Source organism: Stenotrophomonas sp. YJH_SMC_43 (assembly GCF_059372535.1).
Genome location: NZ_JCAFVQ010000002.1, coordinates 231,970 through 255,705 on the forward strand (window position 1 = coordinate 231,970; position 23,736 = coordinate 255,705).

The following is a 23,736-nucleotide window of genomic DNA, read 5'->3' on the forward strand; positions in this document are numbered from 1 at the left end:
GGAAGGAAAGGGACCCGGCGACTGCACTCACAGCTTGAAGGAATCCCCGAGGTAGACGCGACGTACATCGGCGTTGTCCAGGATCGCTTCCGGCGAACCCTGGGCCAGCACGCTGCCCTCAGCGAGGATATACGCGCGGTCGCAGATACCCAAGGTCTCGCGCACGTTGTGGTCGGTGATCAACACGCCGATGCCACGCTGCTTGAGATGGGTGACGATGCGCTGGATCTCGCCGACCGAAATCGGGTCGACACCGGCGAACGGTTCGTCGAGCAGGATCAGGCGCGGCTGCGCGGCCAGGGCGCGGGCGATCTCGCAGCGGCGGCGTTCGCCACCGGACAGGCTGGCGCCGAGCTGGTCGGCGACATGGCCCAGCTGCAGTTCGTCGAGCAGGCTGTTCAATTCGCGCTCGCGGCCCTTCGAATCGAGGTCCTCGCGCAGTTCCAGCACCAGGCGGATGTTGTCGGCCACGGTCAGCTTGCGGAACACCGAGGGTTCCTGCGGCAGATAGCCCACGCCCTGCTTGGCGCGGGTATACATCGGATCGCCGGTGATGTCTTTGCCATCGAGCACGATGCTGCCAGCGTCAGCCGCAACCAGGCCGACGATCATGTAGAAGCAGGTGGTCTTGCCGGCGCCGTTGGGGCCGAGCAGGCCGACCACTTCACCGGCGTCGAGGGTCAACCCGAAGTCCTTGACGACTTCGCGCTGCTTGTACTTCTTGCGCAGGCCCTTGGCGACGAGCATTACTTCCTGCTCCCGGCCGGCTGCGCCGGCGTGGTGGCCTTGGGCTGTGCCGCAGGCGCGGCCGGGGTCTTGTTCTTCGGCGGGATGACGGTGCGCACGCGGCTGCCGTCACCACCGGAGTTCATTTCGCCGGTACGGGTGTTGTAGACCATGCGCTGGCCGGCATTGGTGCCGCGGGCGCTGGTGACCTTGTAGTTGCCGGTCAGGGTGATGATCTCGGTCTTGATGTCGTAATCGATGCGATCAGCCAGCGCGTCCATCCAGGTGCCGTCATCGAGCTGCTGCTTCATCTTGGCCTGCTTGCCGGTGAACACCACGCGCACGGCCTCGCCGTCCTTGAGGTAGATCTCGGCCTCGGACGAGCGCAGGTCCAGCGTGCCCTGGGTGATGATCACGCCCTGCGACAGCACGGTCTTGCCGTCGCCGGTGAGCATGCCCGACTGGGCGCCGGAATCGATGTGCATGTCTTCGTTGCGGTCGGTGGACTTGGCGAAGGCGGCGCTGGGGACAAGAAGACCGAGCGCGAGTACGGCGGCAAAGGGAATCTTCATCGGGGTCCGTTCTACCGGTGAGGGCCTCCCGGGCGGGCCGGGGGCGGGCGGATGGGGCTGCCGGCCCTGCGCCTGTCCGGAGACGTCGCAGGCTGGCGGCGGAATCAGTGCTTGGGCGTGTAGCGGCCCTTGGACTGGCTGAGGAAATGATACGTGTTGTTCTTCGAATCCACTTCGAAGCCGACGCCGGACTGTTCCATGCCCGGGCGGGTCATGGTCACCAGGGCGTCGGTGCGGGCGCGGTTTTCCTTCGGGAACACGTCCAGATGATCGGTGCGGAAGGTGGTCGGCACCGTGCCCGGGCCGGCCGGGCTGTCGCCGGCGACATTGCCGCGCAGCTTCATCTCGTCGCCCTTGGCACTGAGCCAGCCGGTCTCGGCACGCAGGGTCCAGTGCTTGCCATCCTTGTCCGGCATCTCGAACAGCGGCGTGGCGATGTTGATGGTCTGGTCACCGCGCTGGCGCTCCAGCAGCGGCGCACGCAGGGTGGTCGATTCCTTGCCGTGCTCATCCAGGGCGACGATCTGGAAGTCATGCAGGATGTAATCCACGCCGACTTCCTGGCCACCCTTGGCTGGCCCCTTGTCGCGGTTGCGCAGCGCCGCCCAACTGCTCAGCAGGGCGGCCAGCAGCAGGCCGATGCCGAGCACGGTGCGCCAGTTCAGGGTGGGCAGGTTCATGCGCCGAACCTCGCCAGCACGGCGTCCACGTGGCCCTGGGCGGCCAGCAGGATGTCGCACAGCTCACGTGCGGCGCCCAGCCCGCCCTCGGCACGGGTCTGCCAGTGCACGCGCTCGGCGATCCACGGATGGGCGTTGGCCGGGGCCACCGCCAGGCCGACCGCACCCAGTGGCGCCAGGTCGGGCAGGTCATCGCCCATGAACGCCACCTGTTCCAGGCCGATGCCGTGCTGCGCGCACAGCGCCTGCACGCTGGCCAGCTTGTCGCCGACGGCAATCTGGGTGTCGATGCCCAGGTCGGCGCCGCGCTTGAGCGCGGACTGGCTGTTGCGCGCGGTGATCAGCACGGGGTGGATACCGTGCTGCTGCAGCAGTTTCAGGCCCAGGCCATCCTGCACGAAGTACGCCTTGCTCTCGTTGCCATCCTTGTCGTAGTACAGCCGACCGTCGGTGAGGGTGCCGTCCACGTCGAAGCAGGCCAGGCGGATACGGGCCGCGGCGGCATGCAGGTGGGCGGGGAAGGCGGGCAGGGGGGACCAGGGCATCAGGGCGGCAGGCTCGTTGGGGGCAGGTGCGGCGTTACAGACTGAATGGGGTTGATGGACTCTCGGTTAAACCACCCGGGCCCGCAACAGGTCATGAATGTTCAGGGCGCCGACCGCGCGGCCCTGGCCATCGACCACGATCAGGCCATTGATTTTCTGGGTTTCCATCTGCCGGGCCGCCTCGACCGCGAGCTGGTCAGCACCGATGGTGCGCGGGTTGCGGGTCATCACATCGGCGATCTTTGCGGTGCGCACGTCCAGCGCGCTGTCCAGCGCACGGCGCAGGTCACCGTCGGTGAACAGGCCGATCAGCACGCCGTCGGCATCGACCACGGCGGTCATGCCCAACCGTTTGCGGCTCATTTCCATCAGCGCTTCGCTGAGGCTGGCGTCGGCGCCCACGCTGGGCAGGTCCTCGCCGGTGTGCATCACGTCGGTGATGTGCAGCAACAGGCGGCGGCCGAGGCTGCCGGCCGGGTGCGAGCGGGCGAAGTCATCGGCGGTGAAGCCGCGTGCGTCGAGCAGGGCCACAGCCAGCGCATCGCCCATCGCCAGCGAGGCGGTGGTACTGGAGGTCGGCGCCAGCGCCAGCGGGCAGGCCTCGGCCGGCACACTCACATCCAGATGGATGTCGGCGGCGGTGGCGAGGCTGGACTGCGGGCGGCCGGTCATGGAAATCAGCACGTTGCCCTGGCGCTTGAGTACCGGCAGCAGCATCAGCACCTCGTCCGACTCGCCCGAATAGGACAGGGCCAGCACCACGTCGTCTTCGGTGATCATGCCCAGGTCGCCATGGCCGGCTTCGCCCGGGTGCACGTAGAACGCGGGCGTACCCGTGGAGGCCAGGGTGGCGGCGATCTTGCGGGCGATATGCCCGGATTTGCCCATGCCGGTGGCGACCACCCGCCCGCGGCTGGCCAGGATCGCCTGGCAGGCCTGCTGGAAGGCCTCGCCAAGGCGGTCGGCCACGGCATCCAGCGCCTGCCGCTCGATCTCGAAGACGCGGCGGCCGCTGGCGACCAGGCCGGCAGGGTCGACGGAACGGGGGGGCAACAGGGATTCGGCCATGCGGACGCCACGCAGCGGAAGTAGAATGGACGCACATTTTATTAGGAAAGCCCGTTGGACGCCGACACCATCCGCAATCTGATCGAAACCGGCCTGCCTGGCGCCCGCGCCGACGTGCAGGGCGACGATGGCGTGCATTTCGAAGCGACCGTGGTCTGCGAGGCCTTCGCCGGCAAGATGCCGCTGGCCCGCCACCGCATGGTGTATGCCACGCTGGGCGACCTGATGGGCGGCGCGATCCACGCGCTGGCGCTGAAAACCGTGACCCCGGCCGAAGCCGGCTGAACCGCAGAAGATCCCGAATACATGGCCAAGATCGTTGTGACCGGCGGCGCTGCGCTGCACGGTGAAGTGAGCATCTCCGGCGCCAAGAACGCCGTCCTCCCCATTCTCTGCGCGACCCTGCTGGCCGATGCGCCGGTGGAGATCACCAACGTGCCGCACCTGCACGACGTGGTCACCACGGTGAAGCTGCTGGGCGAACTGGGCGCCAAGGTCACCATCGACCAGGGCACGCTGTCGCGCGGCAGCGCGATCGTGGTCGACCCGCGCTCGGTCAACCAGCACGTGGCACCCTACGAGCTGGTCAAGACCATGCGCGCTTCGATCCTGGTGCTGGGCCCGCTGCTGGCCCGCTTCGGCGCGGCCGAAGTGTCGCTGCCCGGCGGCTGCGCGATCGGTTCGCGTCCGGTCGACCAGCACATCAAGGGCCTGCAGGCGCTGGGTGCCGAGATCGTGGTCGAGAACGGCTTCATCAAGGCCACCGCCAAGCGCCTGAAGGGCGGCCATTTCACCTTCGACATGGTCAGCGTCACCGGCACCGAGAACGTGCTGATGGGTGCGGTGCTGGCTGAAGGCACCACCATCCTCGACAACTGCGCGATGGAACCGGAAGTGACCGATCTGGCGCACTGCCTGATCGCGCTGGGCGCGAAGATCGAAGGCCTGGGCACCGCCCGCCTGGTGATCGAAGGCGTCGAGCGCCTGTCCGGTGGCCGCCATGAAGTGCTGCCCGACCGCATCGAGACCGGCACCTTCCTGGTCGCCGCAGCGATGACCGGTGGCAAGGTCACGGTCAACCGTGCGCGCCCGAACACCATGGACGCGGTGCTGTCCAAGCTGGTCGAGGCCGGTGCGAAGATCGAGACCACCGACGACACCATCACCCTGGACATGCAGGGCAAGCGGCCGAAGGCGGTCAACCTGACCACCGCGCCGTACCCGGCATTCCCGACCGACATGCAGGCGCAGTTCATGGCGCTCAACTGCGTGGCCGACGGCGTGGGCGTGATCAACGAAACGATCTTCGAGAACCGTTTCATGCACGTCAACGAACTGCTGCGCCTGGGCGCGGACATTCAGGTCGAAGGCCACACCGCCATCGTGCGTGGCAGCGAGCACCTGAGCGGTGCACCGGTGATGGCCACCGACCTGCGTGCGTCGGCGTCGCTGATCCTGGCCGGCCTGATGGCCAGCGGCGACACCACCATCGACCGCATCTACCACCTTGATCGTGGCTACGAGAACATCGAAGAGAAGCTGTCTTCGCTCGGCGCCACCATCCGGCGCGTGCCATGATCCTGCGCGGCAAGTTCAGCCCGCGTCGCAAGGCGCTGCTGGCCCTGGTGCTGATCGTGCTGGCGTGGCTGGGCTATGCCTGGTACGCCAACATCGCCATCACCCGGGGCATCGAGCAGAAGGACATGGACTGGAATGGCGATGGCACGGTCACGCGTGATGAAATCATCGAGTCGTTCTATGCGGTCGCAGTGAACGACAGCCAGGACGGCAACCGTCATTGCCGCACCTTCGTCTGGCGCAGCACCGGCGAGCAGATCCGCGTGGACTGCCGCACCGAGTTCAAGGCGGCCGAAGAGAAACCGGCCGAAGCGAAGAAATAAGAAAACGCCCGCGAAAGCGGGCGTTTCTTTTTGGGGTACACCCATCCACGCCATGCGTGGATGACGTGGATCTCCGGTCAGTTCATCGCCTTGATGGTCAGGTCCAGCGCATCGCGGCCGCTCTCGCGCTGCAGCATGCGCGCCGGCACCGGGAACTCCGGCACGATCCAGGCGATCAGTTCCTTGTTGCCGTCGGCGCGCGAGACCTTGGTGGCCTCGTAGCTCTTGCCGCCCACGGTGATCGACTCCTTGCCGATCACGCGGTACGTCATGTTCTTGATGCGGCCTTCGTCGACCATGCGATAGGTCAGCGGCTTGCCGGCGGCCAGGTCACGGGCGATCGCCAGGTTGATCAGCAGCGCGTCCATGTCGCCCGCCTTCAGCGCGATGGGGCCCGCACGGTCCGGCTTGATGTCGCCGGTCCAGGTGGCCTGGTTGCTGGTCCAGTTGTAGTTGGCCTGCACGTTGCGCTTCTTCACCAGCAGTGCCGAACGGTCCTGGCTGCTGAGTGGGCGCAGCTGGCCACGCACTTCCTCGAACACCGTGCTCTGGCTCAGGTCGGCCAGCTGGTTCTTCACCTGCAGGCTGTAGCGCCACTTGTTGCTGCCTTCGCTGGCCAGGGTCATGGTGCCGTTGGCCTGCATGCCCATGTAGCTGGCCAGGTAATCCGCCTTGAACGGTTCCAGGGCCATGGCCGGCAGGCTGGCCACGGTCAGGGCGGCGGCTGCGATCCAGGTGAGGGGGCGGGTCAGGGTGTTCATGCTCAGACTCCTTGGTATTCGATCAGGCGCAGATCGACGCGATCTTCGCCGTCTTCGCGTTGCAGGATGCGCACCGGGGTGGGGACACCGTTGGCGATCCAGAGAATGGTTTCGTTTCTGCCGCCGTTGGTCCGGTAGACCCGCAGCGCGTTGTAGGACAGGTCGCCGACCTCGACGTTCTCGGTCTGCGGCGCGGCCTGGTAGTCGTGTTCGCGGACCTTGCCCATGTCCACGTAGCGGTAGTGCATGGCGGCGCCCGGGCGTGCATCGCGCATGATCGCCAGATTGATCAGCAGCGCGCTCTGGTCGCCCGCCTGCAGCGGGATCGGCTGCGCGCGTTCCTTCTTGACGTCACCGGTCCATTGCGCGGTGCCGGCCTGCCAGTTGTAGGTACCGACCGCCTTCTTGCCCAGGAACAGGCCCTTGCGCACCGTGCTCTGGCTGAGCGGCGCATACACGCCGCTGCGCTCCTCGAACACCGTGCTCTGTTCGATGTTCAGGCCCAGCACGCTGGCAAAGCCGCGGCGGCCGACCACCTGCATGTCGACCCGCCACTGGCTGCCGCCGGTGTGGGTGACCTGCATGCTGGCATCGCCCGCTTCCTTGCCCTTGTAGAAGGCCTGGTAGGTGGCGCTGAACGGCTGCAGCGGCGGTGGCTCCCAGGCCAGTGCCGGTGGCATCGGTACGACCGGCGCCTCGGCAGGCGGCTGCGCTGCGGGCACCGGTGCCGGCGGGGTTGCGGGCGCCGGTGCCTGTCCCCAGCCCACGCCGGGGAACACGGCAAGCGACAGCAGCAATGAAGTGGACAGCAGGGTCGTGGTCTTCATGGAGGACAGGGACCGCAGGAGGGGGGCAGGATGCCAGCCCCGCAGTCAGCAGGGCGTGTGCAAGGGCGTTACCGGTTCAGGTTTCCGGCGGAATCTAGGGCCAAGGGGCTAAACAGGGGGTGACCGTCCAGCCAGGGCTGACCCTCCCGTTCAGCCAGGCGGCCCTCGCACAACAGCTGCAGGGTGGCGATCAGCAGCGGATGCTCCACCGCCAGCACGCGCTCGGCCAGGCTGTGCGCGTCATCACCTGGCTGCACCGGTACACGTACCTGCGCCAGCACGGCTCCGGCATCCAGCTCCGGCACCACCAGGTGCACGCTGGCGCCGTGCTCGGCATCGCCGGCCTGCAGCGCCCGGGCATGGGTGTCCAGGCCCTTGTGCAGCGGTAGCAGCGACGGATGGATATTGACCAGCCGGCCATCGAAGCGCTGTACGAAGGCCGCGCCGAGGATGCGCATGTAGCCTGCACAGACGATCCAGTCCGGCTGTACTGCGGCAAGCGCATCGCCCAGTGCCTGCTCGTAGCTGGCGCGGTCACTGAAGGACTTCGGTGCGTGTGCCCAGCGCAGGTTCGGTGCGACGCGCTGCAGGGCCTCCGCGGCGGGGCGGTCGGAAAACACGCCGACCACCTCGGCCGGCAGGCGGCCGCTGCCGATCGCGTCGAGGATGGCCTGCAGGTTGCTGCCGCGGCCCGAGGCGAGCACGGCGATGCGGGTTGGGGCGGTCATTGCAGGGAACTCCGGCGGATCAGTGGCCACGTCAGCAGGCTGCCGACGGTCGCCATCAGCATGTCGGCATGCGCATCCCACATGTCACCCTGCTGGCCGTTGTAGGCCTCGGCGGCATCCGGCGACAGCGCCAGCGCGATGGCCCACTCGAACCATTCGTAGACCAGGCTGGCACACATCACCGTCATCACCGCCAGGGTGAAGGCCTGGCCCAGGCGCAGCGCGGGCCACGCATGGCGCGCCAGCTGCAGCAGCGCGGGAGTGAAGCAGACGCCGAACAGGAAGTGGATGAGGCGGTCGAAGTGATTGCGCTGCCAGCCGAAGGCCGCATTCGGCGACCAGCCGGTCAGCGCCTGCGCCCAAGCGTCGTAGGGCACGTTGGAATACAGCCAGCGCGCCGCCACGCAGTGCAGCGCGATGAAGCCACAGATGGCGATGAAGGCGCCGTTGCCCAGCCAGCCGCCGCGACGGTCGACCCACAGCAGCGCGGCCAGCCCGATCACGGTCAGGGTGCTGTGCAGGGCCTGTTCGGTAGGCCACAGCGGGTGGACCCAGCTGATGGCGAACACCGCCAGTACGGTGGCAAAGGCCAGCTTCTTGGGGCCCGAGAAGCGGTAGCGGGTGGGTGAGGCGGTCGTTGAGAAGGCTGGCGAGGACATGTCGGATCGATCGGGGAAGGGCGGCTGTCTGCCCACGGGCTCAGACACTGAGATGGTCGCCGCGGTCGAACAGCGCAGCCATCTCCGGCTTGGACAGGAACACCCAGGCATAAGCGGTCAGGGCCATGCCCAGCGGGCCGGCCAGCACGCCCAGCCAGGCCGCGCGCTGGCACCAGGCCAGGCCGGTGCGCTGTGAAAGCTGGCCGGCAGTGCGCAGCTGCACGAAGCCCAGCACGGTGGCCAGCAGGGCGATGGAGGCATAGATCGAGGTCAGCATCCAGGCGTCGTCCAGCCCGCGTGAGTGGGCCACCCATCCACTGAGGCCAAGGAACGCCACTGCGGCGACCCAGTGGAAACAGGCCAGTGCATGGAACAGCACTCTCAGTGTCTGCAGATGGCTGGTCAGCTGCAGCTGCGCCAGGGTCTGATGCGGCAGCGGCGGCGGATTGCCGGAGGCAGTCATGCGGTCGTGGCGGGAAGGTCGAAGGCGGCCTTGACCTGCGGGCGCAGTAGAGTGATCAGGCTGAACACCCCCAGTGCGGTGCCGATCGGCGTGAACAGGCAGGCCAAGCCGGCCACGATCAGGCACAGCAGGTAGCGGCGGCGACGGGTCAGGCAGCGGCCGGCGTAGGCCACGAACGCACCCAGGGTCACGCCACCGAACACGATGACGCAGCCGACGATGGTGAACATCCAGCCGAACAGGCGCTCCTCGGTCGGCGATGACGGCTGGCCGCCGGAATTCAGCGGCAGGTTGCCGGTGAGCGCGGTGATACCCAGCACGATGTGGATGATGAAGATCAGCGAGAACAGCGCGATCAGGGCGCCGACCACGTAGTGCGCGATGGCCAGCATGCGCAGGTGATCGGCATCCTGCGCGCTGAACACCGGTACCGTCGCCAGCGGCGGCGGCACGGGGGCGGGCGACAAGGGGGGCGTTGCGTCCATGCGGGCTCCTGGGTTGCCGGGATCAGCCGATGTGGACGCGCTCGGCGCCTTCGGCGGTGACCACCTGGCCGATGGTCCAGTGCTCCAGGCCCTGCGCCTTGACCGCGTCGGACACTGCAGCCACCTGGTCCGGCGCCACGATCAGCACGAAGCCGATGCCGCAGTTGAAGGTGCGCCACATTTCACTGTCGGCCACCGCGCCTTCCTTCTGCAGCCACTGGAACACCGGCGGCAGGGTCCACGACGACGCCTGGATGTCCAGGCCCAGGCCTTCGGGCACCACACGGATGATGTTCTCGGTCAGGCCGCCACCGGTGATGTGGGCCATGCCGTGGATGGCCTCGCCGTGCGACTTCAGCAGCGACAGGATCGGCTTGACGTACAGGCGGGTCGGCGCCATCAGCGCATCGACCAGCTTCACGCCGCCTTCCAGCTCCAGATCGGCCGGGCGACCGGCGCGGTCGTAGATGCGGCGCACCAGTGAGTAACCGTTGGAGTGCGGGCCGGACGAGGCGATGCCGATCAGCACGTCGCCGGCGGCCACGCTGGCGCCGTCCTTCAGCTCGCTCTTCTCGACCGCAGCGACCGTGAAGCCGGCCAGGTCGTACTCGCCCGGGGCATACATGTCGGGCATTTCAGCGGTTTCGCCGCCGATCAGCGCGCAGCCGGCCTCGGTGCAGCCGTTGGCGATGCCGCCCACGACCGCCGCGGCGGTGTCGATGTCCAGCTTGCCGGTAGCGAAGTAGTCCAGGAAGAACAGCGGTTCGGCACCCTGCACCAGCACGTCGTTCACGCACATGGCGACCAGGTCGATGCCGATCGTATCGTGGCGGTTCAGCTGGTGGGCCAGCTTCAGCTTGGTGCCCACGCCGTCGGTACCGGACACCAGCACCGGCTCGCGGTACTTGTTGGACAGGTCGAACAGGGCGCCGAAGCCACCCAGGCCACCCATCACTTCCGGGCGGAAGCTGCGCTTGACCAGGGGCTTGATCCGCTCGACCAGCTCATTGCCGGCGTCGATGTCGACACCCGCGTCACGGTAGGTGAGGGGGGAGGGGGCGGAAGACGGGGTGTTGGTCACGGGCGTCGGCGCTGGCAGGGGTTGAACGGGCGATTTTAACAGGCCGCATTGGCGCAAAGGCCGTATTCGGGCAACAATTCCCCCGGATACGTCGAGCCAATGGATGTCCTGATGCGCCGCAGCCTGATTCTGACCCTGCTCCTTGCGCTGAGCCTGCCGGTGGCCACGATGGCCCAGAGCGGCCTGCGCACCGAGGGTGATGTTGCCACCGCCACTGGCGCGTACGAGGCCGAAGTGCCCGTCAACAGCCAAGCCGAAGCCGACCGCAACGGCGCCCTGGCCCGCGCCTTGAGCGTTGTACTGGGCAAATTGTCCGGCGATCGCAGCGTGATGTCGCGCCCTGGCGTGGCGCAGGCGCTGCGCAATGCCAAGGATTACGTGGCCAGCTACGACTACAAGCAGGACCAGAGCGTGAGCGCCAGTGGCGCCCCCAGCTTCCGTACCCTGCTGGTGGCCCGCTTCCACGAGGACGATGTCGATTCGCTGGTGTCTGCGCTGGGCCTGCCGCTGTGGCCGCAGCCGCGCCCGAAGCCGGTGCTGTGGCTGGCCGTCGACGACGGCAGTGGTCCGCGCCTGGTCAGCGTGCAGCAGGCCAACGCCGCCCGCCCGTTGCTGAACCGCGCCATCGAGCGCGGCTACAAGCTGGGCCTGCCCAGCGGTGGTGCCGCCGAACAGGCACTGGCCGGTGCCATCTGGCGTCAGGACAGCGCCGCCGTGGCCCGCGCCTCTTCGCGCTACTCGCCGCCGATGCAGCTGATCGGCAAGCTCTACCGCGCCAACGGTGGCTGGCAGGCGGACTGGGTGTTCGTCGACAACGGCCGTGAGCTGAACAAGTGGACCAGCAAGGACGCCAACGCCATGCGTGCGATGGCCGCCGGTGCCGATGGTGCCGCCGATGCGCTGGTCAAGCGTTATGCCAAGGCCGGCGCCGCCGTCGGCCAGGCCGGCAGCTACCGGGTGGTGGTCACCGGCATCAACAGCGCCGACGACTACCTGCGCCTGGCTGCCGGCCTGCGCGAGGTACCGGTGGTGCGCAACGTCACCCCGCTGCACGCTTCGGCCGGCCAGCTGGAGCTGAGCCTGGAGATGACCACCGGCCTGGCTGGCTTCAACCGCATGCTGGGCGACAACGGCGTGCTGGTGCCGAGCGCACCGCTGCCGGCCCTGCCGACGCCGATCGATGACACCACCGGTACCCCGGTGGCCCCGCCGGTAAGCAACGAGTACCGCCTGCGATGACTCTGACCCCGGAAGCGGAAATCGCGCAGTTCCTGCGCCGCCTGAAGTACATCCTGTTCGCCGGCCTGGTCGGCTGGGTGGTGTGGCTGCTGGCGCCGATCCTGACTCCCTTCGTGCTGGCGCTGGCGCTGGCCTGGCTGGGCGATCCACTGGTGGACCGCATCGAGGCCACCGGCCGCTCGCGCATGACCGGCGTGGTGCTGGTGTTCGCCGCGATGGTGCTGGTGATCGTGGCGCTGCTGCTGGTGCTGGTGCCGATGATCGAGCGCCAGATCACCACCCTGATCGCGGTCGCGCCGCAGGCACAGGCGTGGTTGATGGAAAAGGGCATTCCCTGGTTCGAGCAGAAGACCGGCCTGGAAGTGATGCAGTGGCTGGACCCGGACCGCCTGATCGAATGGGTGCGCAGCCACTGGCAGCAGGCCGGCGGCTTCGCCACCACGTTCATGGGCTACGTCTCGCGCTCGGGCTTCGCGATGGTGACCTGGGTGGTCAACATCCTGCTGCTGCCGATCCTGGCGTTCTACTTCCTGCGTGACTGGGACAAGCTGGTCGAGCGGGTCGCGTCGGTGATTCCGCGCAACCAGATCGGCACCATCAGCGCGCTGGCGCGCGAATCCAACGAGGTGCTGGGCGCGTTCATCCGCGGCCAGTTCCTGGTGATGCTGGCGCTGGGCGTGATCTATGCCGGTGGCCTGTCGCTGGTTGGCCTGAAGCTGGGCCTGCTGATCGGCCTGATTGCCGGCCTCATCAGCTTCATCCCTTACCTGGGCGCGACCACCGGCATCCTGATGGCGATCATCGCCGCACTGGTGCAGGCGCAGGGCTTCGACCTGAAGCTGCTGATCCTGGTCGGCGTGGTGTTCACCGTGGGCCAGCTGCTGGAAAGCTACGTGCTGACCCCGCGCATCGTCGGCGACAAGATCGGCCTGCACCCGGTGGCGGTGATCTTCGCGGTGATGGCCGGCGGCCAGCTGTTCGGCTTCCTCGGCATGCTGCTGGCGCTGCCGGTGGCGGCGGTGACCAACGTGCTGCTGCGCTACGCGCACCAGCGCTACCGCCAGAGCGAGCTGTACGTGGGCGAGAAGCCGGCGATCGTGCTTGATGGCGTGGTCGATGCCCCCCATATCATCATTCCGAACGACAAGGGCCCCGACCTGACGTGATGGGTGTGCCGCAACTGCCGTTGGCCCTGCATTACCCGCGGGACCAGCGCCTGGAGACCTTCATCGGCGCGCCGGATGGCGCGCTGGCGCAGCTGCGCGCGATCGCGGTGGGCGCCAGCCACGATTGGGTCTACCTGGAAGGGGCGGCGGGCACCGGCAAGACCCATCAGGCGCTGGCGATGTGCTCCAGCGCGGAGCAGGCCGGCCGCCTGCCGACCTACGTGCCGCTGGCCAGCGCCGCCGGTCGCGTGCGCGCGGCGCTGGATGGGCTGGAGGTGCGCGAACTGGTGGCGCTGGATGGCCTGGACGAGGTTGCCGGCAGCCGCGAGGACGAGATCGCGCTGTTCGATTTCCACAACCGCGCGCGCGCTGCGGGCGTCACCGTGTTGTACACGGCGCAGAAGGCGCCGGAAGAACTGGGGCTGGTACTGCCCGACCTGCGTTCGCGCCTGGGCCAGTGCGTGCGCGTGCTGCTGCAGCCGTTGGATGAGGAAGGTCGCGCGGCGGTGCTGCGTGAGCGTGCACTGCGGCGTGGGTTGGCGATCGACGAGGCGGCCATCGAGTGGCTGCTGTCGCACACCGGGCGCGAGCTGGGTGGATTGATCACGCTGCTGGACTGGCTGGACCGCGAGTCACTGGCGGCGAAGCGGCGGATCACCGTGCCGTTCCTGCGCCAGGTGCTGGAAGAAGGCCGGCCTCGTTACTGAGGGTGGGGTTTGTTTGCAGGGCTGCGCCCTGCACCCGCAGAAGCAACGTCAACGTCAACGTCAAAAGCGGGCTATCCGTGGGATGGCGGGGCGCTGTGGGTTTGCGGGGACGCCGTGAACCCATCCATGGGGGTTTGGTCGCCGCATCCATGCGGCTCACACCCCGCAAACCCACAGCCCCCCGCCTTCGACAGGTTTCCGCGGCTGTTGGTGGATGCCGACCTTGGTCGACACCAGAGCAAGCGCAGCGAAGCGACCCGCTTCTGCTTTTCTTTCCTTTCTTCCGTGGCTGGACGCGCACGGAAACTGTCAGAGGCCGGTCGGGGTGGGCTGCGCAGGGGCGTGAGCCGCATGGATGCGGCGACCGAGCTTACATGGACGTACTTGCAGCGTCCCCTGCGCAGCCCACCCCGACCGGCCAAGCACGGCTTCTGCTTTCAATGAGTCCAGCCACGAGGGGCTCAGCCGTTCGCCGCCAACTCAACATCCAGCGCGCGCAGGCGATCCACGGTACCCACATCGGTCCAACGTCCGCGATGGTGCTGCCCCGTCATCAACCCCTGCGCCATGAAATGCTTCTGCAGCGGCACCACCGAGAACTTCGGCGGAACACGCTCGCTACCCGGCGCATCGCCGATCACCGTGCGCCAGCCGGCCACGATGGAGGGGCGATACACGCCGATGCCGGCATAGGTCAGGCACGGTCCTTCGCGGTCGTGATGCAGCAGCCCCTGCGCATCGAGGCGGTAGTCACCTTCGGGGTGTTGCGCCGGGTTGTCGACCAGCACCAGGTGCGCCTGGCCCTGTGGCTCGCGGGGCAGCGTGGCGAAATCGAAGTCAGTCCAGATGTCACCGTTCACCACCAGGAACGGGGCGTCGCCCAGCACCGGCAGCGCGTTGAGGATGCCACCGCCGGTTTCCAGCGGGGTCTGCCCTTCGTACATGAAATGCAGGCGCAGGCCCCATTGGCTGCCATCGCCCAGCATCGTCGGGAACTGCTCGGCCAGCCACGCGGTGTTGACCACTACCTCGCGCACACCGAGCGCGGCCAGGCGCTCCAGGTGCCAGACGATCAGTGGCTTGCCGGCTACTTCCAGCAGCGGCTTGGGCGTGTGCAGGGTCAGCGGGCGCATGCGCTCGCCGAGGCCGGCGGCAAAGACCAGCGCCTTCATCGGGCCACGCGCATCGGTGCGGCCAGTTCGGCAAGCGCCGGCTTGATGCGGTCGTCCAGCAACCGCTGCAGCGGCGCCAGTTCGCGATAGCGCGGCAGCACTTCATCCAGATAGGTGATGAAGCGCGGCGCATCGTCCAGGTAATGGCCCTTGTTGTCGCGGTAGCGCAGGCGGCAGAACAGGCCGAGGATCTTCACGTGGCGCTGGACACCCATCCAGTCGGCGTCGCGCAGGAAGGTGGCGCGGTCGGGCACCGGCAGGCCGGCATCGCGCGCGCGCTCGTGGTACTGCGCGAGCCACTCGTCCACGCGCTGCAGCGGCCAGCTCAGGAAGGCGTCCTTGAACAGGCTCACCGCGTCGTAGGCGATCGGGCCGCGCACCAGGTCCTGGAAATCCAGCACTGCGGGGCCGTCGTCGACCGGCATCAGGTTGCGTGGCATGTAGTCGCGGTGGGTCATCAGCTGGGCCTGGCCCAGCGCGTTGTCCATCAACCGGCGATGCACCAGCTGCAGCCCTTCAATCTCGCCGCAGTCCAGTTCCAGGTTCAGGTGGCGCTGCAGGAACCATTCGTCGAACAGGCCGGCATCACGCTGCAGCAGCGCTTCGCCGAACTGGCCGAAGTCGGCCGGCACCGGAATCGCCTGCAGGCGCAGCAGCTGTTCGATCGAACGGCCGAACCATTCGTCAGCGTTGCGCTCGTCGAGGATCTTCGCCAAGGTCGGGCCGCCGAGGTCTTCCAGCAGCAGGAAGCCGGCCTCCAGATCCTGGGCCAGCAGCATGGGCACGCGCAGGCCGTTGTCGTGCAGCAGGCCGCGCATGCGCAGCCACGGCCGCGGATCTTCCAGCCCCGGCGGGGCGTCCATCACGATGTGGCTGCCACCGGTGCTGGTGGTGCGCCAGTAGCTGCGCATGCCGGCATCGACCGAGGCGCGTTCGACCACTGCATTCGCATCTTCGAGCTGGGTACGGGCCCACTGCAGACGCTGCGCGCTGCGCTGGGGATCGGAGGCGGGTTCGGTCATGCAGGCATATCCGGGCGCGCCGGGCGCGCCAACGTCGGGAACAGGAAGGGAAGGGGATGCGCGCTCAGCGGCGGCCGCTGAACAGGCGCAGGACGGCCAGCACGGCCACCGCGCCCACCACCGCACCGAGGAAACCGGCCGGCTCACCGGGGGCGTACCAGCCCATGTACTGGCCAAACCAGCCGGCCAGCAGCGCACCGAGGATGCCCAGCACGATGGTCAGCAGGCAGCCCATGCGGTTGTTGCCGGGCATGAAGAAACGCCCGAGCAGGCCGACGAAGAAGCCGACCAGGATGATGTAGAGCCAGCTCCTGCTGCCGAACAGACCATTCATGCGCGCGATTTCCAGCAAGGGTGGACGCAGCCTAGCAAGGCCAGACTGCGTCCGTCACGGTGTGGCGTAATCAGCAGCAGCCGTGGTCGCCGTGGCGGGTGCCGCTGTCGGCAGCCACCGGCGAACCGCTGGTCTCGCCGCGCAGGCTGGCAGCGTAGTGCTCGCTGATCACCTTGGACACGCAGGCGGTGACCTTCTTGCCCATCGGGATGTGCAGGAACTCGTTCGGGCCGTGCGCGTTGGAGTGCGGGCCAAGCACGCCGGTGATCATGAACTGGGCGCCCGGGAACTTCTCACCCAGCATGCCCATGAACGGGATCGAGCCGCCTTCGCCCATGTACATCGCCGGCTTGCCGAAGAAGGCCTGGCTGGCGTCGTCGATGGCCTGGGTCAGCCACGGCGCCATGGCCGGGGCGTTCCAGCCGGTGGAGGCCTTTTCCAGATCCAGGGTGACCTGCGCGCCGTTCGGCGGATCACGCAGCAGCGCTTCCTTCAGCAGCTCACCGCAGGTCTTGCCATCGGCGGTCGGCGGCAGGCGCAGCGACAGCTTCACCGAGGTCTGCGGGCGCAGCACGTTGCCGGCCGATTCCAATGCCGGCATGCCACCGACGCCGGTGACCGACAGCGCCGGGCGCCAGGTGCGGTTGAGCACCAGCTCGGTCAGGTCCTCGTTCATCGGACGCAGGCCGTCGACCATCGGGAACTTCTCGAAGATCTCGGTATCGACCACTTCGGCGGCGCGCTTGGCCTGTTCCTGGCGCTCGGCCGGAATTTCAACGTTCATGCCGTCGATCAGGATGCGGCCGGTGTCCTGGTCCTCGATGCGCGACAGCAGCTGGCGCAGCAGGCGGAAGCTGGACGGCACCACGCCGGAGGCATCGCCGGAATGCACGCCTTCGTTGAGCACCTTCACGGTGAAGTTGCCGCCGGTCAGGCCGCGCAGCGAGGTGGTGCACCACAGCTGGTCGTAGTTGGCGCAGCCCGAATCCAGGCAGACCACCAGCGACGGCTTGCCGATGCGGTCGGCCAGGTGGTCGACGTAGGCTGGCAGGTCGTAGCTGCCCGATTCTTCACAGGCTTCGATCAGCACCACGCAGCGGGCGTGCGGCAGGCCCTGGGCCTGCAGCGCCAGTACGGCGGCCAGCGAGCCGAAGATGGCGTAACCGTCGTCGGCGCCGCCGCGGCCATACAGCTTGTCGCCGCGCAGGACCGGGGTCCACGGGCCGAGGTCGTCGTCCCAGCCGGTCATTTCCGGCTGCTTGTCCAGGTGGCCGTAGAGCAGGATGGTGTCGTCGCCGGTTTCGGCGCCGGTAGCCGGAATTTCCAGGAAGATCAGCGGGGTACGGCCTTCCAGGCGCACCACTTCAACCTTCAGGCCGGGCAGCTGCTGGGCCTTGGCCCAGTTCTCCATCAGCGTGACCGCCTGTTCCATGTAGCCGTTCTGCACCCAATTGGCGTCGAACATCGGCGACTTGTTGGGAATGCGGATGTAGTCGACCAACTGCGGGACGATCTCGCTGTCCCACTTGTCATTGACGAATTGGCCGAGCTTGGCGCTGTCCATCTGAAACTCCGATTGCATGGGCTGTGATCGCGACATTCTACGCCTGTGCCGTGGGTAGGGTTTTTCCTACATCACGTCGGGTATTTGGCTGGCTTTTAGAAATCCAGGAAACCGATAGGCTGTGTGCATGTGGTGACGGACACTGTTCCTACCGACGGGATTGCCGGTCGGGACGGTCAGAACCACAAGGAGATACACGTCGTGCCTTGGAGTGTCGTGTTGAGGGCACTGGTGCTGGTCGTGTGGATCGCTGGGGCGCATGCCGCCGAACCGATCGACATCAACCGCGCCGATGCCCAGGCGCTGCAGCAGGGATTGACGATGGTCGGAGCCGCCAAGGCCGAGGCGATCGTCGAGCACCGGCGCAGACACGGCCCGTTTCATCGCGTCGAGGACTTGGCGCAGGTGAAGGGGATAGGGAAAGCAATCGTCGAACGGAATCGACAGCGGATCACCGTAGGCAACAGGTTGTTGCCGGCGGATCCGGTACCCGGATCGGTACCGGTGCGAACCGTACCGAGGCGCTGACAGCAGGAATCGTCGGAACCGGCAGGAGGCTGGTTCACCGGTCACGGACAGGAAGGCCGTGACCACCGACCGCCGCAGGACGCGGCACCACTCACCAGGATGGTGGCATCACAGACCTGTGGAAGGGGCTGAGATACAAACAGGACAGACGCGGCCGCGTGCAGGATGCAACGCTACCCCCACAGCGCAGGATGCGAGGGGGCGGCAGCAGGCCGACAAGGACGTAACGATTGCCCGGTACGACACATGGCTGTGTCGCCGGGCAGTTTCATTTCCGGCGCCTGGTTTTGCCGCGGCCACCACGGGCCGATGGTGTACGGTGGCCGCTCCGCATGGAAAGGACCCCCGCTGGATGCTTCCGCACCGCCCCACGACCCTGATGCTCGCCCTTGCACTGGCCCTGCCGCTGCTGGCCCATGCCGCTGCGCCTACGCCGGCCGCCAAGCCTGCAGCTGCCGCTGCGGCCACCGCCGAGGTACGCGGACCGACCGACCTCAAGCCGGGCGAATACCTGTGGCATCCGGAAATCTCGCCGACCGGCCCGATCGTGCTGGTGGTCAGCCTTGATGAGCAGCGCGCCTATGTCTACCGCAACGGTATCGCCATCGGCCTGACCACGATCAGCTCGGGCAAGGCCGGGCACGAGACGCCGACCGGTGTGTTCACCATCCTGCAGAAGGACAAGGACCACAAGTCCAACCTCTACAACAGCGCGCCGATGCCGTACATGCAGCGGCTGACCTGGGACGGCATCGCCCTGCATGGCGGCAGCCTGCCCGGGCATCCGGCCTCGCACGGCTGCGTGCGCCTGCCGCAGGCCTTCGCGCAGAAGCTGTTCAGTGAAACCCAGCGCGGCGATACCGTGGTCGTGGCCGATGCCAAGAGCTCGCCGATGACCCTGGCCTATCCGTCGGTGCTGGCGCCGGTGAACGCGCGCGGCCAGGCCCTGCCGGAGACCGAGGGCGGAGCCCCGGCACAGGCCTGGTGGAACGACGCCGCGGCGCCGGCCGGGCAGGTCGGCATCCTGGTCAGCCTGCACGACCAGCGCCTGTACGTGCTGCGCGACGGCGTGATGATTGGCGAGTCGCCGCTGAAGGCCGACGCCTTGCCGGCCTTCCAGGGCACCACGCTGTTCGTGATGGGGCAGGGTTACAGCGACACCCCCAGCCCGCTGGACGTGAACCAGCGGCTGCACCAGTGGACGGCCTATCCGTTGCTGGGCCAGGACCGTGCCCAGGCCACGCCGGACCTGCTGGCCACGCCCTCGCTGCCGATGGCGCTGCCGACCGATTTCGCTCGCCAGCTGTACCAGGTGCTGGTGCCGGGCACGACCCTGCTGGTCACCTCGCTGCCGGCGGTCCGCCCAAGCCCGGCTGAATCCGGAATGCAGCCGGTCTTGGAATCCGAGCCGCCAGGGTCCACCCTCAAGGGCAACTGAGTCCCCTCGTTGTGCCCATGACTGCATCCCGCCTGTGCCGGCTGGCCGCGTTCGGCCTGCTGGCGACCTCGGCCAGCGCCCCGGCGCTGGCACAGACGCCCGCCCTCGCCACCTCTGCCGATGATCTGGCTGCCCTGCTGTCGCGCAGTGCGCCCAAGGCCGACCGCCACGTGCTGCAGCTGGCGGCGCACGCCATGCGCTGTGCGTTGCAGCGGCCGGAACTGGGCATCAATGGTGATCGCCTCAGCGTGATCGATTACTCGCGCCCGTCCACCGAGCCGCGGCTGTGGGTGTTCGACCTGGCCCATCAGCGCCTGTTGTTCGAGGAATGGGTGGCGCATGGCCGCAACAGCGGCGAGAACCGCACCGAGCACTTCTCCAACCGCGACGGCAGTTTCATGTCCAGTCTCGGCGCGTTCACCGCGCAGGAGACCTACATGGGCGGCAATGGATATTCGCTGCGCCTGGCCGGCCTGGAACCGGGCTTCAATGACCGCGCGCGTGACCGAGCGATCGTCATCCATGGTGCGCCGTACGTGAACCCGGCTACCGCGCAGCTGCAGGGGCGGCTGGGACGCAGCCTGGGTTGCCCGGCGGTGCGGCTGTCGGTGGCCAAGCCGCTGATCGATGCGTTGCGTGGTGGCACGATGGTGTTTGCTTACTACCCCGACCAGGATTGGCTGAAGCACTCGCAGCTGCTGGCCGGCGGGTGCGGTGGCCAGGGCACGCTCGCCACGCGGTGATGCACGACGGCGCGCGGCATGATGCAATGCGCGGATGAACATCGACTCCCTGCTGCACACTCCGAGCCAGGTCATTTCCAGCCTGGACTATCGCCGCGAGCGCTGGCGGAATGGACTTGGCTGGACCCGCGAGATCCTGCGCCTGCCTGCGCAGGGGGATGACTGGGCGCTGCGTCTGTCGGTGGCCGAGATCGAGCAGGACGCCGCGTTCTCCGCCTTCCCCGGCGTGGAGCGCGAACTGGTACTGCTGCAGGGCAATGGCCTGCGCCTGCGCTTCGACGATGGCCGCGTTGCCGAGGTGCTGCCGCCGCATGGACGGGTGCGCTTTGCCGGCGAGGAAACCCTGCACGGTGAACTGGTCGATGGCACCACCCACGACTTCAACCTGATGTGGAAGCGCGAGCTGCTGCAGGCCCAACTGCTGCACCGGCCATTGGTGGGCACGATGTTCTTCTTCTGCGAACCGGGCGTGGCCTGGGCGCTGCATCTGCTGTCCGGTCAGGCAGAGTTCGGTGCCGACAGCGGCCTGCCCGCGCTACGGGCCGGCGATACCGCGTGGTTGGCGGCCGGCGAACGTCAGCGGCACGCGTTGCAGGGCGGTGGCGAGTTGTTGGCGATACGGGTGAGTGCGGCAGGGTGATGATTCGTTGGCGCCGGTGGGCACGGCCAGCCGAGCATGGCTCGGCTCTACAGTAGATCCACGCCATGCGTGGATGCGGCAACCTCAATACACATCGCGCCGGTAGCGACCGGCCAGCAACAGCGCTTCCTTGCCCGCAACACCCAGCACCTGTTCGATCACCGCATCCACCGCCGGGGCCATGCCCTGCAGGCTGCCGCAGACCAGGATCGTGGCGCCTTCATCCACCCACTGCCGCAGCGTTGCCGCTTCGGCCAGCAGCCGGTCCTGCACATAGCGATGCGCGCCGCCGTCGCGGCTGAACACGGCATCCAACCGTGCCAGTGAGCCGTCGGCCAGCATTGCCTGCAGTTCTTCACCGAAGTGGAAGTCGTGGGCGGCGGTGCGCTCACCGAACAGCAGCCAGGTACGGCGTGCGCCACGCTGGGCACGTTCGTGCAGATGTGCGCGCAGGCCGGCGATGCCGGTGCCGTTGCCGATCAGCAGCAGCGGTACATCGAAGGGGACGCCATGGAAATTGTCGTTGCGGCGCAGGCGCAGCTGCACCGGTTCGCCGATGGCCGCGTGGTCGCACAGCCAGCCGCTGCCGATGCCAGGCGTGCCGTCCGCGCGCAGCTGTCGGCGCAGCAGCAGTTCCACCGAACCGTCGGCCATCACCGAGGCAATCGAGTACTCGCGATGGGGCAGCGGTTGCAGGGTCGCCAGCAATGCGGGCAGATCACCCGGGGGAACCAATGAGGGCAGGTGCGAGCGCGCGACGCGTGCCAGCAACGTCTGCCCGTCATCCAGCACGGTATCCGCATCGAAGCGTTGTGCGTCCAGCCAGGCACGCACGGTGTGCGGTGCGTGCTGCGGGCCGATCTCGGCGATGTCACCGGCCTGCCACTGCGCATCTGCATCGGCCGGGGGCTGCAGGCGCAACCAATACACGGGGCCGCCGGGGCTGCCCGGGTTCAGATGCTCACGTTGCAGCAGCGTCCACGGCTGGTACTCGGCCGGGCTCCAGTCGGGCAGTTCGCTGGCGCCGCCGCCGAGCTGGCCCAACAACTGCTGCCAATGGCGCAGCGCGGCTGGATCGGCGTTGTCGACCTCGATCGCATCGAACAGCGGATGCGCACCGTGCTGGCGCAGCCACTGGTCGAGCTGGTGGCCGAATCCGCAGAAGTGGCCGTAACTGCGGTCGCCCAGTGCGAGCACGCCGTACTGCAGGTGCTGCAGCGCAGGCGGTGAGGTCATCACGCCGCGCAGGAACGGCAGCGCATGATCGGGTGGGTCGCCTTCGCCAGTGGTGCTGGCGATGAACAATGCACGCTGGCTGTCGGCCAGCAGCGTGGCGTCGACCTCATGCAGGCCGCGCACACGCACCGGCACGCCGGCACCGCGCAATGCCTCGGCACTGCGTTCGGCCAGTTCGCGGGCAAAACCGGTCTGGCTGGACCAGACCATCAGGATCGGTGCGACGTCGCCACAGGCAGCATCGTCGCGCGGTCGCCCACGCCACCACAGTGCGGCGCAGGCCAGCGCATACAGCGCGGTGGCGATGATCGCGATCTGCGTTTGCCGTGCCGGCGGCGCGCCCTGCCACCAGGCTTCGCCGAGATGCAGTCGCAGCAACGCCCAGGCGATCAGCGCCAGCAGGAGCAGGGCCAGTGCGTTGCCGAGCCACGCGCGCGATGGACGTGCGCTCATGCGTCCTGCTCGTCGAGCAGGCGCTGGAAGGCGCTGCTGAGAAATTCCCGGGGGCCGTCTGCTGCACGCTGCAGGTAGCGTGCAGCCAGGCCTTCGCGTTCGGCCAGCGCCATGCCCTGTTCGTGGCCGAGCACGGTCAGTGCGGTGGCCCAGGCATCGGCGTGCATGGCATCGTCCGCCACCACGGTGACCGCTGCGGCGACCTGGCGTACCGGCATACCGGTGCGCGGGTCGAGACTATGGCTGAAGGCCTGGCCATCGGCCTGGTACTGGTGCCAGCGATCACCGGAGGTGGCCACCGCCTTGTCCTCCAGTGCCAGCACCCGCGGTGGTGTTTCGGTGTGCGCGTCTTCTTCCGGTGCGGACTCCACCAGCACGCGCCACGGCTGGCCGTCCGGTTTTCGGCCGTAGCCGGCCAGTTCGCCACCGACCTCGATCAGTGCAGCGGCGATGCCCTGATCGCGCAGCCAGGCGGCCACGTGATCGACGCCGAACCCCTTGGCGATCGCCGACAGATCCAGTTCCAGTCCGCCCGGTTGCAGCAGCGCATCGCTGCGCCATTGCAGGCGCTGCCAACCGCAGCGCTCGCGCGTGGCCCGCACGGTGGCGGCATCGGGTTGGCGGCGTTCGCCGGCATGTGCACCGAAACCCCACAGTGCCACCAACGGGCCGACGGTGGGATCGAATGCACCATCGCTGGCGGCGGCGATGGCCTGTGCGCAGGCCAGCACCTGGCGGGTCTCAGCCGGCAGCGCGCACCATTGGCCAGCGTTGGCGCGGTTGTAGCGGCTCAGGTCCGAGCCGGGCTCCCAGGTGCTCATCTGCGCGACCACCTCGTCCAGCCGCGCCTGGATGCCGGCATGCAGCGGGTGCAGGTCGCGCTGGCGCGGCGCGACCAGCGACACGCTCCAGGTGGTGCCCATGGTGATGCCACCGAGGCGGGCGATGTCGAGCTGGGGATCGGTCATGGTGGTGTGCTGCAGATGCGATGCCGGGGC

Annotated in this window: 28 protein-coding genes; 10 read left to right on the top strand and 18 right to left on the bottom strand. The window is 67.8% G+C overall.

Features of this window, described 5'->3' with window-relative positions; translation table 11 throughout:
- Positions 1-27: 27 nt before the first annotated feature.
- The 5 genes from lptB to AC5QAH_RS07460 all read right to left on the bottom strand — a co-directional run bounded on the left by lptB (position 28) and on the right by AC5QAH_RS07460 (position 3,591).
- Positions 28-747 (bottom strand): LPS export ABC transporter ATP-binding protein, encoded by a 720-nt coding sequence (gene lptB / locus AC5QAH_RS07440; RefSeq protein WP_010483646.1) that lies wholly within the window; start codon positions 745-747, stop codon positions 28-30.
- Positions 747-1,298: a lipopolysaccharide transport periplasmic protein LptA gene (gene lptA / locus AC5QAH_RS07445; RefSeq protein ID WP_005408392.1), complete on the bottom strand. Its 552-nt coding sequence runs from the start codon at positions 1,296-1,298 to the stop codon at positions 747-749. The genes lptB and lptA overlap by 1 nt, the downstream gene beginning before the upstream one ends.
- A 104-nt stretch (positions 1,299-1,402) precedes the next feature.
- Positions 1,403-1,978 (bottom strand): LPS export ABC transporter periplasmic protein LptC, encoded by a 576-nt coding sequence (gene lptC / locus AC5QAH_RS07450; RefSeq protein ID WP_049410270.1) that lies wholly within the window; start codon positions 1,976-1,978, stop codon positions 1,403-1,405.
- Positions 1,975-2,523, bottom strand: a complete 549-nt coding sequence (locus AC5QAH_RS07455; protein ID WP_010483642.1) for a KdsC family phosphatase — start codon at positions 2,521-2,523, stop codon at positions 1,975-1,977. Before AC5QAH_RS07455 ends, lptC begins: the two co-directional genes overlap by 4 nt.
- Before the next feature lie 66 nt (positions 2,524-2,589).
- Positions 2,590-3,591, bottom strand: coding sequence for a KpsF/GutQ family sugar-phosphate isomerase (locus tag AC5QAH_RS07460; protein ID WP_049480171.1), 1,002 nt, complete (start codon positions 3,589-3,591; stop codon positions 2,590-2,592).
- A 54-nt stretch (positions 3,592-3,645) separates the two neighbouring features.
- Here AC5QAH_RS07460 and AC5QAH_RS07465 point away from each other — a divergent pair, with 54 nt between their 5' ends.
- Genes AC5QAH_RS07465 through AC5QAH_RS07475 form a run of 3 tightly spaced genes read left to right on the top strand, consistent with a single transcriptional unit; the run spans position 3,646 to position 5,492 of the window.
- A complete protein-coding gene (locus AC5QAH_RS07465) occupies positions 3,646-3,876 on the top strand; it encodes a BolA family protein (protein ID WP_005408396.1) in 231 nt (76 codons plus the stop codon).
- 21 nt (positions 3,877-3,897) lie between these two features.
- Positions 3,898-5,169 carry a UDP-N-acetylglucosamine 1-carboxyvinyltransferase gene (murA, locus tag AC5QAH_RS07470; RefSeq protein ID WP_010483637.1) on the top strand — a complete coding sequence of 424 codons (1,272 nt, stop codon included), beginning with the start codon at positions 3,898-3,900 and terminating at the stop codon, positions 5,167-5,169.
- Positions 5,166-5,492, top strand: coding sequence for a hypothetical protein (locus tag AC5QAH_RS07475; RefSeq protein WP_019336869.1), 327 nt, complete (start codon positions 5,166-5,168; stop codon positions 5,490-5,492). The genes murA and AC5QAH_RS07475 overlap by 4 nt, the downstream gene beginning before the upstream one ends.
- A 77-nt stretch (positions 5,493-5,569) precedes the next feature.
- Here the strand turns inward: AC5QAH_RS07475 and AC5QAH_RS07480 are convergent, their stop codons facing one another.
- The 7 genes from AC5QAH_RS07480 to purM all read right to left on the bottom strand — a co-directional run bounded on the left by AC5QAH_RS07480 (position 5,570) and on the right by purM (position 10,496).
- Positions 5,570-6,253, bottom strand: a complete 684-nt coding sequence (locus AC5QAH_RS07480) for a DUF3108 domain-containing protein (protein ID WP_010483632.1) — start codon at positions 6,251-6,253, stop codon at positions 5,570-5,572.
- A gap of 2 nt (positions 6,254-6,255) precedes the next feature.
- A complete protein-coding gene (locus AC5QAH_RS07485; RefSeq protein WP_010483630.1) occupies positions 6,256-7,080 on the bottom strand; it encodes a DUF3108 domain-containing protein in 825 nt (274 codons plus the stop codon).
- Between the two features lie 68 nt (positions 7,081-7,148).
- Positions 7,149-7,808 carry a phosphoribosylglycinamide formyltransferase gene (gene purN, locus AC5QAH_RS07490; protein WP_019336868.1) on the bottom strand — a complete coding sequence of 220 codons (660 nt, stop codon included), beginning with the start codon at positions 7,806-7,808 and terminating at the stop codon, positions 7,149-7,151.
- The gene (locus AC5QAH_RS07495; RefSeq protein WP_049410284.1) at positions 7,805-8,467 is read right to left on the bottom strand and encodes a DUF2238 domain-containing protein; all 663 of its coding nucleotides are present in this window, start codon (positions 8,465-8,467) and stop codon (positions 7,805-7,807) included. Before AC5QAH_RS07495 ends, purN begins: the two co-directional genes overlap by 4 nt.
- Positions 8,468-8,507: 40 nt before the next feature.
- Positions 8,508-8,930: a hypothetical protein gene (locus AC5QAH_RS07500; protein WP_043398390.1), complete on the bottom strand. Its 423-nt coding sequence runs from the start codon at positions 8,928-8,930 to the stop codon at positions 8,508-8,510.
- Positions 8,927-9,415 carry a hypothetical protein gene (locus tag AC5QAH_RS07505; protein ID WP_049480169.1) on the bottom strand — a complete coding sequence of 163 codons (489 nt, stop codon included), beginning with the start codon at positions 9,413-9,415 and terminating at the stop codon, positions 8,927-8,929. The genes AC5QAH_RS07500 and AC5QAH_RS07505 overlap by 4 nt, the downstream gene beginning before the upstream one ends.
- A 22-nt stretch (positions 9,416-9,437) precedes the next feature.
- Entirely contained in the window at positions 9,438-10,496 is a 1,059-nt protein-coding gene (purM, locus tag AC5QAH_RS07510; RefSeq protein WP_010483620.1) for a phosphoribosylformylglycinamidine cyclo-ligase, read from the bottom strand.
- A 99-nt stretch (positions 10,497-10,595) separates the two neighbouring features.
- Here purM and AC5QAH_RS07515 point away from each other — a divergent pair, with 99 nt between their 5' ends.
- Genes AC5QAH_RS07515 through hda form a run of 3 tightly spaced genes read left to right on the top strand, consistent with a single transcriptional unit; the run spans position 10,596 to position 13,608 of the window.
- Positions 10,596-11,735 (top strand): DUF2066 domain-containing protein, encoded by a 1,140-nt coding sequence (locus tag AC5QAH_RS07515; protein ID WP_241882830.1) that lies wholly within the window; start codon positions 10,596-10,598, stop codon positions 11,733-11,735.
- Positions 11,732-12,901: an AI-2E family transporter gene (locus tag AC5QAH_RS07520; RefSeq protein WP_109814065.1), complete on the top strand. Its 1,170-nt coding sequence runs from the start codon at positions 11,732-11,734 to the stop codon at positions 12,899-12,901. Before AC5QAH_RS07515 ends, AC5QAH_RS07520 begins: the two co-directional genes overlap by 4 nt.
- Positions 12,901-13,608 (top strand): DnaA regulatory inactivator Hda, encoded by a 708-nt coding sequence (gene hda / locus AC5QAH_RS07525; protein WP_241882828.1) that lies wholly within the window; start codon positions 12,901-12,903, stop codon positions 13,606-13,608. The genes AC5QAH_RS07520 and hda overlap by 1 nt, the downstream gene beginning before the upstream one ends.
- 461 nt (positions 13,609-14,069) lie before the next feature.
- Here hda and murU read toward each other — a convergent pair whose 3' ends face one another.
- The 4 genes from murU to AC5QAH_RS07545 all read right to left on the bottom strand — a co-directional run bounded on the left by murU (position 14,070) and on the right by AC5QAH_RS07545 (position 17,700).
- The gene (gene murU / locus AC5QAH_RS07530; RefSeq protein ID WP_126561016.1) at positions 14,070-14,780 is read right to left on the bottom strand and encodes an N-acetylmuramate alpha-1-phosphate uridylyltransferase MurU; all 711 of its coding nucleotides are present in this window, start codon (positions 14,778-14,780) and stop codon (positions 14,070-14,072) included.
- On the bottom strand, positions 14,777-15,802 hold the full coding sequence (locus tag AC5QAH_RS07535) for an aminoglycoside phosphotransferase family protein (RefSeq protein WP_126561017.1): 1,026 nt from the start codon (positions 15,800-15,802) through the stop codon (positions 14,777-14,779). Before AC5QAH_RS07535 ends, murU begins: the two co-directional genes overlap by 4 nt.
- A 64-nt stretch (positions 15,803-15,866) precedes the next feature.
- The gene (locus AC5QAH_RS07540; protein WP_495232228.1) at positions 15,867-16,136 is read right to left on the bottom strand and encodes a GlsB/YeaQ/YmgE family stress response membrane protein; all 270 of its coding nucleotides are present in this window, start codon (positions 16,134-16,136) and stop codon (positions 15,867-15,869) included.
- A gap of 70 nt (positions 16,137-16,206) precedes the next feature.
- Positions 16,207-17,700 (bottom strand): M20 family metallopeptidase, encoded by a 1,494-nt coding sequence (locus AC5QAH_RS07545; protein WP_010483606.1) that lies wholly within the window; start codon positions 17,698-17,700, stop codon positions 16,207-16,209.
- 216 nt (positions 17,701-17,916) lie between these two features.
- Between AC5QAH_RS07545 and AC5QAH_RS07550 the strand changes: the two genes are divergently transcribed.
- The 4 genes from AC5QAH_RS07550 (at position 17,917) to AC5QAH_RS07565 (ending at position 21,049) form a co-directional block, all read left to right on the top strand.
- Positions 17,917-18,228 (top strand): ComEA family DNA-binding protein, encoded by a 312-nt coding sequence (locus AC5QAH_RS07550; RefSeq protein WP_224329378.1) that lies wholly within the window; start codon positions 17,917-17,919, stop codon positions 18,226-18,228.
- Positions 18,229-18,580: 352 nt separating this feature from the next.
- Positions 18,581-19,666 (top strand): L,D-transpeptidase, encoded by a 1,086-nt coding sequence (locus AC5QAH_RS07555; RefSeq protein WP_191850749.1) that lies wholly within the window; start codon positions 18,581-18,583, stop codon positions 19,664-19,666.
- Between the two features lie 17 nt (positions 19,667-19,683).
- Entirely contained in the window at positions 19,684-20,409 is a 726-nt protein-coding gene (locus tag AC5QAH_RS07560; protein WP_010483599.1) for a murein L,D-transpeptidase catalytic domain family protein, read from the top strand.
- A 34-nt stretch (positions 20,410-20,443) separates the two neighbouring features.
- A complete protein-coding gene (locus AC5QAH_RS07565) occupies positions 20,444-21,049 on the top strand; it encodes a HutD/Ves family protein (protein WP_262102694.1) in 606 nt (201 codons plus the stop codon).
- 84 nt (positions 21,050-21,133) lie between these two features.
- Here the strand turns inward: AC5QAH_RS07565 and AC5QAH_RS07570 are convergent, their stop codons facing one another.
- Both AC5QAH_RS07570 and AC5QAH_RS07575 read right to left on the bottom strand, forming a co-directional pair.
- Positions 21,134-22,738, bottom strand: a complete 1,605-nt coding sequence (locus tag AC5QAH_RS07570; protein ID WP_049455554.1) for a flavodoxin domain-containing protein — start codon at positions 22,736-22,738, stop codon at positions 21,134-21,136.
- Complete coding sequence (locus tag AC5QAH_RS07575) at positions 22,735-23,706, bottom strand: FAD:protein FMN transferase (RefSeq protein ID WP_049455555.1); 972 nt, start codon at positions 23,704-23,706, stop codon at positions 22,735-22,737. The genes AC5QAH_RS07570 and AC5QAH_RS07575 overlap by 4 nt, the downstream gene beginning before the upstream one ends.
- Positions 23,707-23,736 lie beyond the last annotated feature (30 nt).

Bases quoted from the DNA above. Each gene is read 5' to 3' on its own strand.
- AC5QAH_RS07500 (WP_043398390.1), bottom strand. From the start codon at position 8,930: ATGACTGCCTCCGGCAATCCGCCGCCGCTGCCGCATCAGACCCTGGCG.
- lptB (WP_010483646.1), bottom strand. From the start codon at position 747: ATGCTCGTCGCCAAGGGCCTGCGCAAGAAGTACAAGCAGCGCGAAGTC.
- AC5QAH_RS07520 (WP_109814065.1), top strand. From the start codon at position 11,732: ATGACTCTGACCCCGGAAGCGGAAATCGCGCAGTTCCTGCGCCGCCTG.
- AC5QAH_RS07535 (WP_126561017.1), bottom strand. From the start codon at position 15,802: ATGACCGAACCCGCCTCCGATCCCCAGCGCAGCGCGCAGCGTCTGCAG.
- AC5QAH_RS07475 (WP_019336869.1), top strand. From the start codon at position 5,166: ATGATCCTGCGCGGCAAGTTCAGCCCGCGTCGCAAGGCGCTGCTGGCC.
- AC5QAH_RS07555 (WP_191850749.1), top strand. From the start codon at position 18,581: ATGCTTCCGCACCGCCCCACGACCCTGATGCTCGCCCTTGCACTGGCC.
- AC5QAH_RS07565 (WP_262102694.1), top strand. From the start codon at position 20,444: ATGAACATCGACTCCCTGCTGCACACTCCGAGCCAGGTCATTTCCAGC.
- AC5QAH_RS07540 (WP_495232228.1), bottom strand. From the start codon at position 16,136: ATGAATGGTCTGTTCGGCAGCAGGAGCTGGCTCTACATCATCCTGGTC.
- AC5QAH_RS07495 (WP_049410284.1), bottom strand. From the start codon at position 8,467: ATGTCCTCGCCAGCCTTCTCAACGACCGCCTCACCCACCCGCTACCGC.
- AC5QAH_RS07505 (WP_049480169.1), bottom strand. From the start codon at position 9,415: ATGGACGCAACGCCCCCCTTGTCGCCCGCCCCCGTGCCGCCGCCGCTG.
- AC5QAH_RS07515 (WP_241882830.1), top strand. From the start codon at position 10,596: ATGGATGTCCTGATGCGCCGCAGCCTGATTCTGACCCTGCTCCTTGCG.
- murU (WP_126561016.1), bottom strand. From the start codon at position 14,780: ATGAAGGCGCTGGTCTTTGCCGCCGGCCTCGGCGAGCGCATGCGCCCG.
- AC5QAH_RS07455 (WP_010483642.1), bottom strand. From the start codon at position 2,523: ATGCCCTGGTCCCCCCTGCCCGCCTTCCCCGCCCACCTGCATGCCGCC.
- AC5QAH_RS07570 (WP_049455554.1), bottom strand. From the start codon at position 22,738: ATGAGCGCACGTCCATCGCGCGCGTGGCTCGGCAACGCACTGGCCCTG.
- AC5QAH_RS07460 (WP_049480171.1), bottom strand. From the start codon at position 3,591: ATGGCCGAATCCCTGTTGCCCCCCCGTTCCGTCGACCCTGCCGGCCTG.
- lptA (WP_005408392.1), bottom strand. From the start codon at position 1,298: ATGAAGATTCCCTTTGCCGCCGTACTCGCGCTCGGTCTTCTTGTCCCC.
- purN (WP_019336868.1), bottom strand. From the start codon at position 7,808: ATGACCGCCCCAACCCGCATCGCCGTGCTCGCCTCGGGCCGCGGCAGC.
- AC5QAH_RS07545 (WP_010483606.1), bottom strand. From the start codon at position 17,700: ATGGACAGCGCCAAGCTCGGCCAATTCGTCAATGACAAGTGGGACAGC.
- AC5QAH_RS07575 (WP_049455555.1), bottom strand. From the start codon at position 23,706: ATGACCGATCCCCAGCTCGACATCGCCCGCCTCGGTGGCATCACCATG.
- lptC (WP_049410270.1), bottom strand. From the start codon at position 1,978: ATGAACCTGCCCACCCTGAACTGGCGCACCGTGCTCGGCATCGGCCTG.
- AC5QAH_RS07560 (WP_010483599.1), top strand. From the start codon at position 19,684: ATGACTGCATCCCGCCTGTGCCGGCTGGCCGCGTTCGGCCTGCTGGCG.
- AC5QAH_RS07485 (WP_010483630.1), bottom strand. From the start codon at position 7,080: ATGAAGACCACGACCCTGCTGTCCACTTCATTGCTGCTGTCGCTTGCC.
- murA (WP_010483637.1), top strand. From the start codon at position 3,898: ATGGCCAAGATCGTTGTGACCGGCGGCGCTGCGCTGCACGGTGAAGTG.
- AC5QAH_RS07480 (WP_010483632.1), bottom strand. From the start codon at position 6,253: ATGAACACCCTGACCCGCCCCCTCACCTGGATCGCAGCCGCCGCCCTG.
- hda (WP_241882828.1), top strand. From the start codon at position 12,901: ATGGGTGTGCCGCAACTGCCGTTGGCCCTGCATTACCCGCGGGACCAG.